The 15,037-nt window shown below is 61.2% G+C and carries 9 protein-coding genes, 1 tRNA gene and 2 pseudogenes (2 of these 12 running past the window's edge); 6 read left to right on the top strand and 6 right to left on the bottom strand.

What is annotated here, in order from left to right; all coding sequences use genetic code 11:
- The 4 genes and pseudogenes from pgi to A3H92_05060 all read left to right on the top strand — a co-directional run.
- Positions 1-907, top strand: a pseudogene (pgi, locus tag A3H92_05075) (glucose-6-phosphate isomerase) (it extends 616 nt beyond the left edge of the window).
- Between the two features lie 8 nt (positions 908-915).
- On the top strand, positions 916-2,664 hold the full coding sequence (locus A3H92_05070) for a DNA mismatch repair protein MutL (GenBank protein ID OHC76067.1): 1,749 nt from the start codon (positions 916-918) through the stop codon (positions 2,662-2,664).
- Between the two features lie 22 nt (positions 2,665-2,686).
- Positions 2,687-2,760, top strand: a tRNA-Gly gene (locus A3H92_05065).
- 77 nt (positions 2,761-2,837) lie between these two features.
- On the top strand, positions 2,838-4,064 hold the full coding sequence (locus A3H92_05060) for a CoA-transferase (GenBank protein ID OHC76049.1): 1,227 nt from the start codon (positions 2,838-2,840) through the stop codon (positions 4,062-4,064).
- Here the strand turns inward: A3H92_05060 and A3H92_05055 are convergent.
- From A3H92_05055 to A3H92_05030, 6 genes are read right to left on the bottom strand one after another with little or no spacing between them, the layout of a single operon-like run.
- Positions 4,057-4,692 (bottom strand): keto-deoxy-phosphogluconate aldolase, encoded by a 636-nt coding sequence (locus A3H92_05055; GenBank protein ID OHC76048.1) that lies wholly within the window; start codon positions 4,690-4,692, stop codon positions 4,057-4,059. The two genes, A3H92_05060 and A3H92_05055, sit on opposite strands and share 8 nt — an antisense overlap.
- Complete coding sequence (locus A3H92_05050; GenBank protein ID OHC76047.1) at positions 4,689-6,515, bottom strand: phosphogluconate dehydratase; 1,827 nt, start codon at positions 6,513-6,515, stop codon at positions 4,689-4,691. The genes A3H92_05055 and A3H92_05050 overlap by 4 nt, the downstream gene beginning before the upstream one ends.
- Before the next feature lie 7 nt (positions 6,516-6,522).
- Complete coding sequence (locus A3H92_05045; protein ID OHC76046.1) at positions 6,523-7,233, bottom strand: 6-phosphogluconolactonase; 711 nt, start codon at positions 7,231-7,233, stop codon at positions 6,523-6,525.
- A 5-nt stretch (positions 7,234-7,238) separates the two neighbouring features.
- Positions 7,239-8,714, bottom strand: coding sequence for a glucose-6-phosphate dehydrogenase (locus A3H92_05040; GenBank protein OHC76045.1), 1,476 nt, complete (start codon positions 8,712-8,714; stop codon positions 7,239-7,241).
- A 40-nt stretch (positions 8,715-8,754) separates the two neighbouring features.
- Complete coding sequence (locus A3H92_05035) at positions 8,755-10,761, bottom strand: hypothetical protein (GenBank protein ID OHC76044.1); 2,007 nt, start codon at positions 10,759-10,761, stop codon at positions 8,755-8,757.
- 9 nt (positions 10,762-10,770) lie between these two features.
- Complete coding sequence (locus tag A3H92_05030) at positions 10,771-11,280, bottom strand: single-stranded DNA-binding protein (protein ID OHC76066.1); 510 nt, start codon at positions 11,278-11,280, stop codon at positions 10,771-10,773.
- A 63-nt stretch (positions 11,281-11,343) separates the two neighbouring features.
- On the opposite strand from A3H92_05030, the gene A3H92_05025 reads away from it, so the two are divergent.
- Both A3H92_05025 and A3H92_05020 read left to right on the top strand, forming a co-directional pair.
- The gene (locus tag A3H92_05025; protein OHC76043.1) at positions 11,344-14,169 is read left to right on the top strand and encodes an excinuclease ABC subunit A; all 2,826 of its coding nucleotides are present in this window, start codon (positions 11,344-11,346) and stop codon (positions 14,167-14,169) included.
- A 65-nt stretch (positions 14,170-14,234) separates the two neighbouring features.
- Positions 14,235-15,037: pseudogene (locus A3H92_05020) on the top strand (UDP-N-acetyl-D-galactosamine dehydrogenase) (it continues 428 nt past the right edge of the window).

Genomic DNA, 15,037 nt, shown 5'->3' with positions numbered 1-15,037 from the left:
GGGCGACGAGGCGGTGAGCCGCCATTTCGTGGCGCTGTCCGTCAACAAAAAGGCGGTGGCGGAGTTCGGCATCGACAAGGCGAACATGTTCCGCTTCTGGGACTGGGTAGGCGGGCGCTATTCGCTGTGGTCGGCCATCGGCCTGTCGGTCGCCGTGGTCGCCGGCATCGAACGCTTCGAGGAATTGCTGGAAGGCGCTTACGCCATGGATCGCCATTTCCGTGAAGCGCCGCTTTCATCCAACATGCCGGCGATCATGGCCCTTGTCGGAATCTGGAATTCCAACTTTCTCGGCGCAGACGCCCATGCCGTGCTGCCCTACGACCAGTATCTGAGACGCCTGCCCGCTTACCTGCAACAGGCCGACATGGAAAGCAACGGCAAGCGCGTGACAACGGACGGCGTCGCCGTTGATTACGACACCGGCCCTGTTATCTTCGGCGAACCCGGCACCAACGGACAGCACGCCTTCTACCAGCTTCTCCACCAGGGAACGCGGCTGGTGTCCTGCGACTTCATCGCCGCCGCCGAGAATCATAACGCGGGAGCCGAGTATCACGCCATCCTGCTGGCCAACTTCTTCGCCCAGACCGAGGCGCTGATGCGGGGCAAAACGGAAGGCGAGCCGCCCCACAAGACGTTCCCCGGCAATCGCCCCACCAACTCAATTCTGGTGCGTCGCTTCGACCCCCGCACGCTGGGCATGCTGCTCGCCCTCTACGAGCATAAAATATTCGTTCAAGGCGCAATCTGGCGCATCAACTCGTTTGATCAGTGGGGGGTGGAATTGGGCAAGCGGCTGGCCCAGGTCATTCTTCCCGAACTGATGACCGGGGAACCGGTGGAAAGCCACGACTCCTCCACCAACGGCCTCATCAATCACTACAAGCGCCTGAAAGCGACGTAGTCGTGACCATCATCCGCCGTCTGCCCGAAAATCTGGTCAACCGCATCGCCGCCGGCGAGGTGGTGGAAAGGCCGGCCTCGGCGGTCAAGGAGTTGGTGGAAAACAGCATCGACGCCGGGGCGTCGCGCATCGCAATCATCATGAAGGACGGCGGGCGCATCCTGATTTCGGTCACCGACGACGGCCTGGGCATGAGCGCCGATGAACTGGAGCTGGCGGTGGAGCGTCACGCCACTTCCAAGCTGGCCGACGATGACCTGATCCGCATTTCCACCCTCGGCTTTCGCGGCGAGGCGCTGCCTTCCATCGGCGCCGTCAGCCGGCTTTCCATTGTCAGCCGTCCGCCCGGCGCCTCCTCCGCCTGGGCCATTTCGGTGGAGGGCGGCGCCAGGGGCGCGGTCCGGCCGGCGGCGATGGGTCCGGGAACCCGCGTCGAGGTCCGCGACCTGTTTTACGCGACCCCGGCCCGACTCAAGTTCCTGAAAGCTCCGCGCACCGAGTTCGGCCACGCCGTCGAGACCATCAACCGTCTGGCCATGGCCCATCCCGAGATCGGCTTTACCCTGAACGACGGCGTACGCGACGTTGTCAAGCTGGCCGCCGCTCAGGGCCGACTGCTTGACGCCCGCCTGGAAAGACTGAGCGCCGTCATGGGCCGCGATTTTGCCGACAACGCCCTGCCCGTTGACGCCGAGCGGGAAGGCCTGCGCCTCAGCGGGTATGTCGGATTGCCGACGCTGAACCGGGGCAACGCCTCCATGCAGTTCCTGTTCGTCAACAATCGCCCGGTGCGCGATAAACTGTTGTACGGGGCGGTGCGCGGGGCCTACAGGGATTTCCTGGCGGCGGATCGTTACCCGCTGGCGGCGCTGTTTCTGGATGTCCCGCCCGAGATGGTGGACGTCAATGTCCATCCGGCCAAGACCGAGGTGCGTTTCCGCGACGCCGGCATGGTGCGCGGGTTGATCGTCGGCGCCGTCAGCCAAGCCCTGGCCGGAGCCGGACACCGCACTTCGACCATAATCTCAACGGCGGCTCTCGGCGCCGCCCGGCCATGGCCGACGCCCTATCATCCGTCTCGCGGCATGGCCGAAAGGTCTGCCGCTTTCCATGCCCCTCTGCCCCATCTGAAAACGACGCCCCAGGCCCCGGCCATGGTTGAGGAGACGCACGGGAATTACCCCCTGGGGGTGGCGCGGGCGCAGATACACCGGACCTATATAGTCGCCCAGAGCGACGACGGCATCATCATCGTCGATCAACACGCGGCTCACGAGCGGCTGATCCATGAACAGATAAAGAAGGCGTCGGCCAACGGCGGAGCGCCTCGCCAGGGATTGCTGATCCCCGAAGTGGTGGAACTGGACGAAGCCGCCGTTTCCCGCCTTGCCGCCCACGCCGATGAATTGCTGGCGCTGGGCCTGGCCGTCGAGGCTTTCGGTCCCGGCGCCGTGGTGGTGCGCGAGGCTCCGGCCATGCTCGGCGAGGCCGATCTTCAGGGGCTGGTCAAGGATCTGGCCGACGATCTGGCGGAGTTCAGCGAGGCGTTAGCCTTCAAGGAGCGCCTGGGCAAGGTGGCGGCGACCATGGCCTGCCACTCCAGCGTACGCGCCGGGCGCGCGCTCAACGGCGAGGAAATGAACGCCTTGCTGCGCGAGATGGAGGCGACGCCTCACTCCGGCCAATGCAGCCACGGCCGCCCCACCTATGTGGAGCTGAAACTGGCCGACATCGAAAAACTGTTCGGCAGAAGATGAACTGCTGATATGATCGCCGCATGCGGGTGTAGTTCAACGGTAGAACGAAAGCTTCCCAAGCTTTAGGCGGGGGTTCGACTCCCCTCACCCGCTCCATTACAGTAACCTCCCCCAACCCCTCCTTGGTAAGGAGGGGATAAAAGTTCCTCAGTCACTCCACCGGAGGCGAGGCCATGACCGAAAACGCCGGTCCCCTAAGCGGAATTCGCATCCTCGACCTGAGTCGGGTTCTGGCCGGGCCTTACTGCACCCAGCTTCTCGGCGATCTCGGCGCCGATGTCATCAAGATCGAAAAGCCGGGCGTCGGCGACGAAACCCGCCGCTGGGGTCCGCCCTACCTCAAGGGCAAGGACGGCGCGGATACCTCGGAAAGCGCCTACTACCTGAGTTGCAACCGCAACAAACGCTCGGCGGCCATCGACATCTCCAGACCGGAAGGAAGCGCCCTGGTCCGTCGTCTGCTGGCGTCCTGCGACGTTCTGATCGAGAATTTCAAGGTCGGAGGATTAAAGAAATACAGCCTGGACTACGAAGGACTGAAGGGCGATTTCCCACGGCTTGTTTATTGCTCGATTACGGGCTTCGGCCAGACCGGGCCTTACGCCGGGTTTCCCGGCTATGACTTTATCGCCCAGGGGATGGGCGGGATCATGGACGTCACCGGCGCCGCCGACGGCCCGCCGACCAAGACCGGCGTCGCCATCGCCGACATCATGTGCGGGATGTACGCCTCGACCGCCGTCCTTGCGGCGCTTCACCGGCGTGACCGGGAAGGCGTCGGCCAATACATCGACCTGTCGTTGCTTGATACCCAGGTGGCGTGGCTGGCCAACGTCGGGGTTAATTATTTAACGTCGGGGGAGGCGCCGGTTCGCCTCGGCAACGCTCATCCCAATATCGTCCCCTACCAGACGTTCGAGGCAAGCGACGGCCCCTTCATCCTTGCCGTCGGCAACGACGCTCAATTCAGAACATTCTGCGGGTTCGCCGGGAGATCGGAACTGGCGGATGACGAACGCTTTGCCGTTAACGCCGAACGGGTGCGCCGCCGCCGAACGCTGATCCCCATCCTCGAAGAAATAATCAGGCGCCGTCCCCGCCGCCATTGGCTTGACGGCCTGACCGATCTGAACGTGCCTTGTGGTCCGGTCAATGCCGTCCCGGAAGTTTTCAACGACCCCCAGGTCATCCACCGTGAGATGGCGATAGCCATGACTCACCCTCTGGCCGGGAACGACGCCGTAAACCTGATCGGCAACCCGATAAAGTTGTCGGGGAGCAAGACGAACTACCGCCGTCCGCCGCCGACGCTCGGCGAGCATACGGATGAGGTGCTGACGGAGCTTCTCGGCATGGACGGCGACGAATTGGCGAAATTGCGCGCCGGGGGAGTTATCTGAGGGCGGCGGCGTTGCGGGCCAAGGCTTCGACAGCCGGCCAATCGCCGGCGCCAACCGCCTCCGCCGGCGCGACCCATGAGCCGCCGACGCAGATCACGTTGTCCAGGGCCAGATAGTCTTTCGCTTTGACGGCGGTAATGCCGCCGGTTGGGCAGAACAATATGCGCGGCAAGGGCGAGGCGAGCAGTTTCAGACAGGCGACGCCGCCGATCGCCTCGGCGGGAAAGAATTTCTGCAAGCGATACCCTCGTTCAAGCAGGGCCATGGCCTCGGAAGCCGTCGCCGCTCCCGGCAGAAGCGGAAGAGCGTAATCGTCGGCGGCATCAAGCAACTTTGGCGAACTGCCGGGAGAGACGGCGAACCTGGCGCCGGCCTTTTCCGCCGCCGCCAATTGCTCGGCGTCAAGGACGGTGCCGACGCCGGGAACCGCGCCTTCGACTTCTTCGGCGATGGCCCTGACCGCATCAAGCGCCCCCGCCGTGCGCAGAGTCACCTCGATGGCCTTGAGTCCGCCGGCGACCAGGGCGCGGGCGAGAGGCGCCGCCGTCTTCGGGTCATGGACAATCAGCACCGGAATAACCGGAGCGAGTCTGAGAATTATCTCCAGGACATCCTGCTTGTGATTCATTCCACGTCTCCGAATACGCTTGCGCCGCGCTCGGCGCTGCCGACGGCGGCGCGGAAGGCGGCGAACAATTCCCGGCCTGTTCCAAAGCCGCTTGCCGCCGGGTCATGGCCTGCCGGCGTACGCGCCGCCCATTCTTTATCATCGACCAGCACATCCAGCTTTCCGGCGATGCTGTCGAGGCAAATCATGTCGCCGTCACGCACCTTGGCGATGGCTCCGCCGTTCGCCGCTTCGGGGGTTACATGAATCGCCGCCGGGACTTTGCCGGAGGCGCCGGACATCCGTCCATCGGTGACCAGCGCCACCTTGTAGCCGAGGTCTTGAATGATGCCGAGGGCGGGAGTCAGCTTGTGCAATTCCGGCATTCCGTTGGCTCGCGGCCCCTGAAAACGAACGATGCCGACGAAGTCGCGATTGAGCTTGTTCGCCTTGAAGGCGGCCAGCAGGTCTTCCTGGGAGTCAAAGACGACAGCCGGCGCCTTGACGGCGCGGCAACCGGGCGCAAGCGCCGAGGTCTTGATAACGGCGCGACCGATATTTCCGGAAAGAATCTTGATGCCGCCGTCGGCCTGAAACGGATCGGAGACGGGCCGAAGAATATTTTTATCATGGCTGCGGGACGCGGCCTTGGTCCAGCGGACGACTCCTTTGCCGTCGATCTTCGGTTCCGTGCGATAGCCGTCAAGCCCGGTTCCCCATACCGTTCGCACATCCTGATGAAGAAGACCGGCATCCAGCAATTCGCCGATCACGAAACCCATGCCGCCGGCGGCATGGAAGTGATTGACGTCGGCGGGGCCGTTCGGATAAACGCGGGCCAGTAACGGCACGACCTCGGAAAGGGCCGAAAAATCATCCCAGTCAAGCCGGATTCCCGCCGCCGCCGCCATGGCGACAAGGTGAAGCGTATGGTTGGTCGAGCCGCCGGTGGCAAGGAGTCCGACCACGCCGTTGACTATCGCCTTCTCGTCGATCATTTCGCCGACCGGAGTGTAGTTATCGCTTAACGCTGAAATGGCCAGCGCCCGCTTGGCGGCTTCCTTGGTCAGCGCGTCGCGCAGCGGCGTATCGGGATTGACGAAAGAGGCGCCGGGAAGATGAAGGCCCATGATCTCCATCAACATCTGGTTGGAATTGGCCGTGCCGTAAAAGGTGCAGGTTCCCGGCCCGTGATAGGATTTGGCTTCCGCCTCCAGCAGCTTGTCCCTGCCGATCTTGCCTTCGGCGTAAAGTTGGCGGACCTTGGCTTTTTCGTCATTGGGGAGACCGGAAGGCATCGGCCCGGCGGGCGCGAAGACCGCCGGCAAATGGCCGAAGCTGAGGGCGGCGATCACCATCCCCGGCGCGATCTTGTCGCACACGCCGAGGAAAATCGCTCCGTCGAACATATTGTGGGAAAGCGCGACCGCCGCGCTCATGGCGATCACGTCGCGGGAAAAGAGCGACAGTTCCATCCCGGCCTGACCTTGGGTAACGCCGTCGCACATGGCGGGGACGCCGCCGGCCACCTGGGCCACTCCTCCCGCCTCCCGCGCCGCCTCCTTGATAAGTCGGGGAAAGCGTTCAAACGGCTGATGGGCGGACAGCATGTCGTTATAGGCGGTGATAATGGCCAGGTTCGGCGCCGCGTCTTCCCTGAGCGCGGCCTTGTCGGCAACGCCGCAGGCGGCGAACCCGTGCGCAAGATTGCCGCAGGAAAGAACCTTACGGCCCACTCCTGATTTATTGGCGGCGCGGATGCGATCCAGATAGGCGGCGCGCGCATAGCGGCTGCGCTCCGCCATCTTGTTCGTGACTTCCCTGACTCGGTCGTTAAGCGCCATGGCTCATTTATCCTTGTGGTGCGTAATAGACGGCAAGCGGGCGAACGACATTTCGCAATACGGCGCGGATCGGCATTTCTTCAATCGGGCCGTCGCCGAGCGCGGCTTCCAGCACTCGCGCCCTACCCGCTCCTTCAATATGCAGGTAAAGTGATCGCGCCGCCAGCAATACGGGAAGGGTGAGCGTGATGCGCGGCTCGTTTGCGCCCTCGGCCCGCAAGGCGACAACCAGATGTTTTCCGACCGGATTGATCGCCTCGGCCAGGGCGTCGCCTCCCGGAAAGTACGACGCGGTGTGACCGTCGGCCCCCATGCCGATAACCGCCGCGTCAAACGGCAGGGACAAGGAAGCTATTTTGCGTCTGACCTCGTCAAGCCCCTGTTCCGGGCTTTCTACGTCTACATGGAGGCCGGTGAAAGACGCCGCCGCCGCGCGACCGCACAGCAGATTTTCCCGCACCAGCCGTTCATTGGAGCGTTCATCGGTCGCCTCCACCCATCGGTCATCGACCAACGTCACCATCACCTTCGACCAATCAACGGCGCGGCGACCGAGTTCAATCAGGAAGCGCTTGGGCGTTACACCGCCGGAAACGGCCAGCACGGCGTTTCCCCGCGCCTTGATTGCGGCGGCGAGGTCGGAGCCGACCGCTTCGGCCAGCGCCTCGGCCAACTCCTCGCCGTCGGCAAAATTGTGGCGGACAAGATTAACGTCCATGCCCGTTATTCTTCATGCCAGGTGCGTCCGTCCCGCTCGATAAGGGCGATTGAGGCGCTCGGTCCCCAGGTTCCCGCCGTATATAATTTAGGCGCGTCGCTGCGCGCCGCCCAGGCGGCGAAAATCGGATCGATCCAGTCCCATGCCGCCTCGACTTCGTCGCGGCGCATGAAAAGCGTCGCGTCGCCCCGGATAACGTCCATCAACAGGCGTTCGTAGGCGTCGGGGCAGCGAACGCGAAACAACTGAGCGAAACTCATGTCCAGCGGAACATACTTGAGGCGCATGGTGCTCGGTCCCGGATCCTTGATCATCAGCCAGAGTTTTACGCCTTCGTTCGGCTGAAGCCGAATGACCAGCTTGTTGGCGAGGGCCTGTCCCGCCGTTTCACCGAAGATGGAATGGGGAACCGGTCGAAAGGTAATGATGATTTCCGACAAATGGGCGGCCATGCGCTTGCCGGTTCGCAAATAGAACGGCGTCCCCGCCCATCGCCAGTTATCAATATCCGCCCTGATCGCCACGAAGGTCTCGGTCAGGCTGTTTTGCGCCTTGATCTCATCCGCGTAGCCGGGAACCGCGCCGCCGCCGGAAGCGCCGGTCGAATATTGGCCGCGCACGGTGAATTGTCCGGTCCTGGCCTCATTGAAGGGGCGAAGCGCCTTCAGCACCTTAAGCTTTTCGTCGCGGACGGTATTGGCGTCGGCCAGCATGGGCGGCTCCATCGCCACCAGACAGAGAAGCTGCAACAGGTGATTTTGCAGGATATCGCGCAAAGCGCCGACGGTGTCGTAAAAATCACCCCGGCCCTCGACGCCGATCAATTCGGCGACCGTTATCTGGACATGATCGATATGGGCGGCGTTCCACAGCGGCTCGAACAGCGCGTTGGCGAAGCGCAGCGCCATCAGGTTTTGCACCGTCTCCTTGCCCAGATAGTGGTCGATGCGGAAAATCTGATGCTCTTTGAAGAACGCGCCGACCGCCTCGTTGATGGCGTGGGCCGTCGCCAGGTCTTTTCCTATCGGCTTTTCAAGGACGATGCGGGTGCGCTCGTTGACCAGACCGGCGGCGCCGATGCGCCGGCAGATTTGCCCATAGATGTCCGGCGTGACGGCAAGGTAAAAAGCTCTGACTTTATTCTCGCCGGCCGCCAGAACCTGCGCAAGGTCGGCCCACCCGGAATCGCTCATCGCATCGACCGGAATGAAGAAAACCTGACTTAGGAAACAAGCCAGCGATTTCTCGTCGCGGTCATTGTCGCCGACAAAGCGTTTTAACGCGGCCAAGGCCTGTTCCCTGAAGTCCTCGCTGGTCAGGTTACGGCGGGAAACGGCGATGATCCTGCTGGCGCCGTCGATTTGTTGGCCCCGATAGCGGTGATAAAGCGCGGGCAACAGCTTGCGCAACGCAAGATCGCCGGCGCCGCCGAATACGACAAGGTCAAACGTATCGACGGGAAGAAGCTGACTCGTCGCCATGGCTGTTAACCTATCCGGAGGAATCTCCCGACATTGTATTTCATGGAACCCGCTTTTCCGTCAACGATTCCGTAACGACGGCGATCAGGCTCGCCAAAAAGACAAGAAACGGCACATGCATCATGTCGGCGTATCGGGTTAACGGCGGCGTCACCATGACGATCAGCACCACGAAAGCCTGTATGGTGAGGCCAAGATAGGCGGCCGCCTGAATTCCCGGCCCCAGGCTGAGCGTAAACGGAGCCATGATCATGAACGCGAAGCTTCCCCCCAGGATGAAGACGGTCAGGTATGGGAATATGCGGTCAAGTTTATTTGACAGGTAATCGAAGTAGCGAAATTGGGATACTACCTTGTCTTCATTAAAGACGCGGTTGTTATGCTTTTCTATTGCCTGAACGTAGACATCAAGGGATTCAAGGCCTTTTAACACGGGAGCATAATTGCTGTATTTTCCTTCTTCCCAATTAATCATCTGATACAGGACAAGGCGGCCGATGTTGCCGTTGGCGATAAAGATGTCGCCGCGCCAGAAATACTTGTAATTATCAAAAACCCAGCGGACATATTCCAAAGGATGACGCATGACGGCGTTAATCGAAATCTCCAAAAGAGCGTCATTGGCCATGATTGTCGCCTTGACGGGAGAAGACGCCTGTTCCGGGCGCGTCCTTGATATGTAGTCGATGGCGCCTGCTATTACATTACGCTGAACCTCTGCGGACCGGGATATTACCGCCGAGAGACCATTGTCCGCCGCCGCCACCGCCTGCCGGTAGCCGGATAATTTTCGGTAAAGTTCAGCGGAGAGTTCAGGGTAAGCATAAGAGGAGTCGGGTTCGATCAAGTGGGCGACATGCACGGCCATCGCCATTCCCGCCACCGACTCGGCGGAGAAATTTCCGCGAAGGGCGAAATTTGCCGCTTTTTGCGCCGTCATGACGACGGCGACCGTCGCCGCCACCGCCAGCAGGCACGATATTCTCTTTCTGGCCGTCAGAACGGTGAGGAAGATGAGAGGGGCAAACAAAAAGTAACCGTCGGGACGGACGGTGGCGGCGAGGCACACGGTGGCGGCCGCTACGGCGAGCAAGGGGAGGGATCGGGATTTCAATGCCAGCAATGCAAACCCCAGGTGGATAATTATCATTGACGCAAACAGACTCTCGGCCATCAATATCCGGCTGTAAAAAAGCACTGATCCGTCCATAAGCGCCGCTCCGCCCACGGCCAGCGAAATCAGGAACCGCCCGAACGCCCGATGCAGGGCGTAAGCGAGAAAAAAGATGGAAGCGATATAAAGGCCGACCTCAAAACCGATGGTATAGGAAAAATCGCCGAACATGGCTTTGGTCGCGGCGAGCAGAATTTCGTAGCCGATGGTTCTGAGCGGATGAAAATCAACAAAGAACTGGGTGTCCCTGGTAAAGAGCGGCGCCTGGGGGACGAAAAGGACGAAGGTGTAGAACGTATAAACCGCCACCGGAAAAAGCATAACGACGGAGGAAAACGGTCGGGCGTCAAGCCATGCCGGCCATTTCCGTGAATGCCGCGCCAGGCTCCGCATCCACCCGTTTCCCCCTTCCAGCCACGAAAACGCCGCCGCCGGAAGCAAGGCGGCCGCCACAAGCCACCAGGCGGCGGCAACCGGATAGCGAATTCGATAGGTCTTTTGGTTGCTCCTCGGGTCGGAGTTGTCGCTCGTCGAGAACAGGAGATCTTTGTTGCGCCAGTGGGAATAAGCTCCTTTCCCGAAACGTCTGATCCGATCATGCAGGGCGTGAGGAGGCCCCAGGGTTAATGTTGTGATATTTCCGGCGTCGGATTTTGCGTCCTCAAACAGCATTAGGCGCGACTGTCGAAGGCCGAAAAAATCATCGCCGGGAATAGATAAATAAGCGGGAGCGTTAAAAGGCGCCCTGAACGCCGATCCTTCGGCGGCGCTGATATCCGCTACGGAAATTATGCGTTCGTTTTCGATGAATCCGAGATGCGTGGCCGCGAGAACCAGGGTCGCCGCTAAAAAAAGCCGATGAACGACGACCACGGCGCGCCGCTAAAAAGGTATTTCGTCGTCCAGGTCACCCCCCGGCCCGCCGCCACCGCCACGGGACGAACCGGGTCCGGGTCCGGGAGCGCCGTAGCCCGGCTCCGCCCCGCCGGAATCATCGCCGGCATGGCCTCCGCCGCTACTTCCACCGCCATGGCCGCCGCCCTTGGCGTCAAGCATGGTCAATTCGCCGCGAAAATTCTGCAATACTACTTCCGTCGTATCCTTTTCAACGCCGTCCTTGCCGGTCCACTTACGGGTTTGCAGCGCCCCTTCGACGTAGACTTTGGAACCCTTGCGAAGATACTTTTCCGCCACCTCGGCGAGGCGGCTGTTAAAGATCACGACGCGGTGCCATTCGGTCTTTTCCCGGCGCTCCCCGGTGTTCTTGTCTTTCCAGTTTTCCGAGGTGGCGATGGAGAAGTTGACGATCTTGTCCCCGGACTGGGAGAAACGAACCTCCGGATCACGTCCCAGGTTGCCGACCAGAATTACTTTGTTGACGCTGCCTGCCATGACCATTCCCCCTTTGAAGCTTAGGGGGTGGACTTTACACCAATAAGCGGATTAAAGACCACCATGAAAAACATCACGGTTTCGGGCGCCCGCGAGCATAATCTGCAAAACATCACCGTGGAGATTCCCCGCGACGCCCTGACCGTGATCACCGGCCTTTCCGGGTCGGGCAAGTCGTCGCTGGCGTTTGACACTATCTACGCCGAGGGGCAGCGCCGTTACGTCGAGTCCCTGTCCGCCTACGCCCGCCAGTTTCTGGAACTGATGCAAAAGCCCGATGTCGATTCCATCGAGGGCCTAAGCCCGGCCATTTCCATCGAGCAGAAGACGACATCGAGGAATCCCCGCTCGACCGTCGCCACCGTCACTGAAATCTATGACTACATGCGGCTTTTGTTCGCCCGCGTCGGCGTTCCCCATTCGCCGGCGACCGGCCTTGCCATCGAAAGCCAGACGGTGTCCCAGATGGTGGACCGGGTGATGGAGATGAAGGAGGGAACCAGACTTTACCTGTTGGCCCCCATCGTCCGCAGCCGCAAGGGCGAGTACAAAAAAGAGCTTCAAGACCTGTCCAAGCGAGGCTTTCAGCGAGTCAAGATAGACGGAGAAATGTACGATATCGAGGACGCGCCCCCCCTCAATAAAAAAACAAAGCATGACATTGAGGTGGTGGTCGATCGTCTGGTTGTCCGCGACGGCCTGGAGAGCCGCCTTGCCGACAGCTTTGAGACGGCGCTGGGTTTAAGCGACGGCCTGGCCTTTACCGAGGATGCCGACGGCGGCGGGCGCACCATCTTTTCCGCCAAGTTCGCCTGTCCGGTCTCCGGCTTCACCATTGATGAGATCGAGCCGCGATTATTTTCTTTCAATAGTCCGTTCGGGGCCTGTCCCGCCTGCGATGGTCTCGGCACCGAGATGTATTTTGATCGTGAACTGGTGGTTCCCGACGACCGCTTGTCTCTTAAGCAGGGAGCGGTGGCGCCGTGGGCCAACTCAACCTCTCCGTACTACGCCCAGACGCTGGAAAGTCTGGCCGCGCAGTTCGGTTTTGATCTGACGGCGCCGTTCAGCAAACTTCCCGAATCGGCGGTCAACATCATCCTCTTCGGCTCCGGCGAAGAGGCGGTGACCATGAACTACAGCGACGGTCGCGGCGGCTATGACGTCAACAAGCCCTTCGAGGGGGTGATTCCCAATATGGAGCGGCGCTGGAGCGAGACCGACTCGTCATGGGTGCGCGACGAATTAAGCAAATTCCAGACGGTCACCATATGCGATGCCTGCTCCGGCCGGCGGCTCAAACCGGAAGCCCTGGCGGTCAAGATCGCCGGCCTCGACATCTCCGAAGCGGCGGCCATGTCCATCGACAAAGCGGCGCAATGGTTTCTCGGCCTGGACCGGGCGCTGACGGCCAAGCAGCGCAAGATCGCCGCCATGATCCTGCGCGAGGTCAACGCGAGGCTGGGCTTTTTGATGAATGTCGGGCTGGAATACCTGACTCTGTCCAGGGCCTCGTCGACTCTGTCGGGAGGCGAGAATCAACGCATTCGTCTGGCCTCGCAGATCGGCTCGGGGCTGACCGGGGTGCTTTATGTGCTGGACGAGCCGTCTATCGGCCTCCACCAGCGCGACAACCAACGTCTGCTGACCACCCTGGTCAGGCTGCGCGATCTGGGCAACACCGTCATCGTCGTCGAACACGACGCCGACGCCATTGCCGGCGCCGATTATCTCATCGACATGGGGCCGGGGGCCGGCATCCACGGCGGACGGGTGGTCGCCTCGGGCACGCCCGAACAGGTCATGGAATCGCCGGAAAGCATTACCGGCCAATATCTGACCGGCGTCCGCAAAATTCCGATTCCGGGCAAGCGCCGCAAAGGACGCAGCGGCCACAAACTGACGGTGGCCGGGGCCAAAGCCAACAACCTGACCAACATCACCGTCGATTTCCCGCTCGGCGTCTTTACCTGCATTACCGGCGTCTCCGGCGGCGGCAAGTCAACGCTGGTCATCGAGACCTTGTACAAGGCGGTGGCGCGGCGTCTGCACGGCGCCCGTCTGCATCCCGGCGAACATGAACGCATCGACGGGCTGGAACTGATCGACAAGGTGGTGGACATCGACCAGTCGCCCATCGGGCGCACGCCGCGCTCTAACCCGGCCACCTACACCGGCGCCTTTACCCCTATCCGCGAATGGTTCGCCGGACTGCCCGAGGCCAAGGCTCGCGGTTATAATCCGGGACGCTTTTCGTTCAACGTCAAGGGCGGGCGCTGCGAGGCCTGCCAGGGCGACGGCCTGATCAAGATCGAGATGCACTTCCTGCCCGACGTTTATGTCCGGTGCGACGTCTGCAAGGGCCGGCGCTATAACCGCGAGACCCTGGAAATCCGCTTCAGGAATAAATCAATCGCCGATGTTCTCGACATGACGATTGAAGAAGCTCACGCTTTCTTCAAGGCGGTGCCTTCGATTCGCGACAAGATGGAAACCCTGGAAAGGGTCGGCCTGGACTATATCCATCTCGGCCAACAGGCGACGACCCTGTCGGGCGGCGAGGCCCAGCGGGTAAAACTGGCCAAGGAACTGTCCCGACGGGCCACCGGCAAGACTCTCTATATCCTTGATGAGCCTACCACCGGCCTCCACTTCGCCGATGTCGAAAAACTTCTTGAAGTTCTTCATGCCCTGGTCGAGACCGGCAACACGGTGATCGTCATCGAACATAACCTGGAGGTGATAAAAACCGCCGACTGGGTCATCGACCTCGGTCCCGAAGGCGGCAACGGCGGCGGCAAGGTGGTGGCCAAGGGAACGCCGGAGGACATCGCCAAGGCAAAGGGAAGCTACACCGGACAGTACCTGAAAAAATATTTGAAGAAGTGAGCAGAGAGCTTCCATCCGACCGGTATATGCTTTAGATCAAAGCCGTATTATACGCAGGGGGCGATTTGTCTTCATTTTCCATTGCCGTAGTCGGTCTCGGCTATGTCGGGTTGCCCCTTGCGGTGGCCCTCGCCCGCCGTTTTTCCGTAATCGGGCTGGATCGCGACGCAACGCGGGTGAAACAACTCAAGGAAGGCTTCGACCGGACCGGCGAGATCGACCGGGAGGTTCTGAAACAAAGCTCCTTGAAGGTTACTGCGGATGCGGCGGACCTGACCGGCCGCGATATTTATATCATCGCCGTGCCGACCCCCGTTGACGAGGATAACCGCCCGGACCTCGGCGCCTTGCTTTCCGCCTGCCGGGAGGTCGGCGGCGTCATGGCCGAGGGGGCCGTCGTCGTCGTCGAAAGCACCGTCTATCCCGGCGTCACCGAAGACATCTGCGCTCCCGAACTGGAGGCCGCGTCCGGGCTTGAATGCGGAACGGATTTCTTTATGGGGTATTCACCGGAGCGGATAAATCCCGGCGACCGCGAACATACCGTCGAGCGGATCATCAAGGTGGTGGCCGGGCAAACGCCCGAGGTCACCGCCAAGCTGAAAGCGGTCTACGGCGCCGCCACTTCCGGCGGGGTATTCGTCGCCCGCGACATCAAGACCGCCGAGGCGGCGAAGGTCATCGAAAACGCGCAGCGCGACATCAACATCGCCTTTATCAACGAGGCGGCCAAGATCTTCGGCAAGATCGGCGTTTCCATGCATGACGTGCTGGAGGCCGCTTCCACCAAATGGAATTTTCTCAATTTCAAGCCGGGGTTCGTCGGCGGTCATTGCATCGGCGTCGATCCATACTATCTCGCTCATTG

Source organism: Rhodospirillales bacterium RIFCSPLOWO2_02_FULL_58_16, assembly GCA_001830425.1.
In the GTDB taxonomy this organism is placed as follows: Bacteria; Pseudomonadota; Alphaproteobacteria; order Rhodospirillales; family 2-02-FULL-58-16; genus 2-02-FULL-58-16.
Note: the sequence above shows the minus strand (reverse complement) of the source record. Positions and strands in the feature narration are given on the sequence as shown.

Excerpts from the sequence above, each read along its gene's own strand:
- A3H92_05060 (OHC76049.1), top strand. The coding sequence starts at position 2,838 with ATGACCGAAAACGCCGGTCCCCTAAGCGGAATTCGCATCCTCGACCTG.
- A3H92_05055 (OHC76048.1), bottom strand. The coding sequence starts at position 4,692 with ATGAATCACAAGCAGGATGTCCTGGAGATAATTCTCAGACTCGCTCCG.
- A3H92_05050 (OHC76047.1), bottom strand. The coding sequence starts at position 6,515 with ATGGCGCTTAACGACCGAGTCAGGGAAGTCACGAACAAGATGGCGGAG.
- A3H92_05045 (OHC76046.1), bottom strand. The coding sequence starts at position 7,233 with ATGGACGTTAATCTTGTCCGCCACAATTTTGCCGACGGCGAGGAGTTG.
- A3H92_05040 (OHC76045.1), bottom strand. The coding sequence starts at position 8,714 with ATGGCGACGAGTCAGCTTCTTCCCGTCGATACGTTTGACCTTGTCGTA.
- A3H92_05030 (OHC76066.1), bottom strand. The coding sequence starts at position 11,280 with ATGGCAGGCAGCGTCAACAAAGTAATTCTGGTCGGCAACCTGGGACGT.
- A3H92_05025 (OHC76043.1), top strand. The coding sequence starts at position 11,344 with ATGAAAAACATCACGGTTTCGGGCGCCCGCGAGCATAATCTGCAAAAC.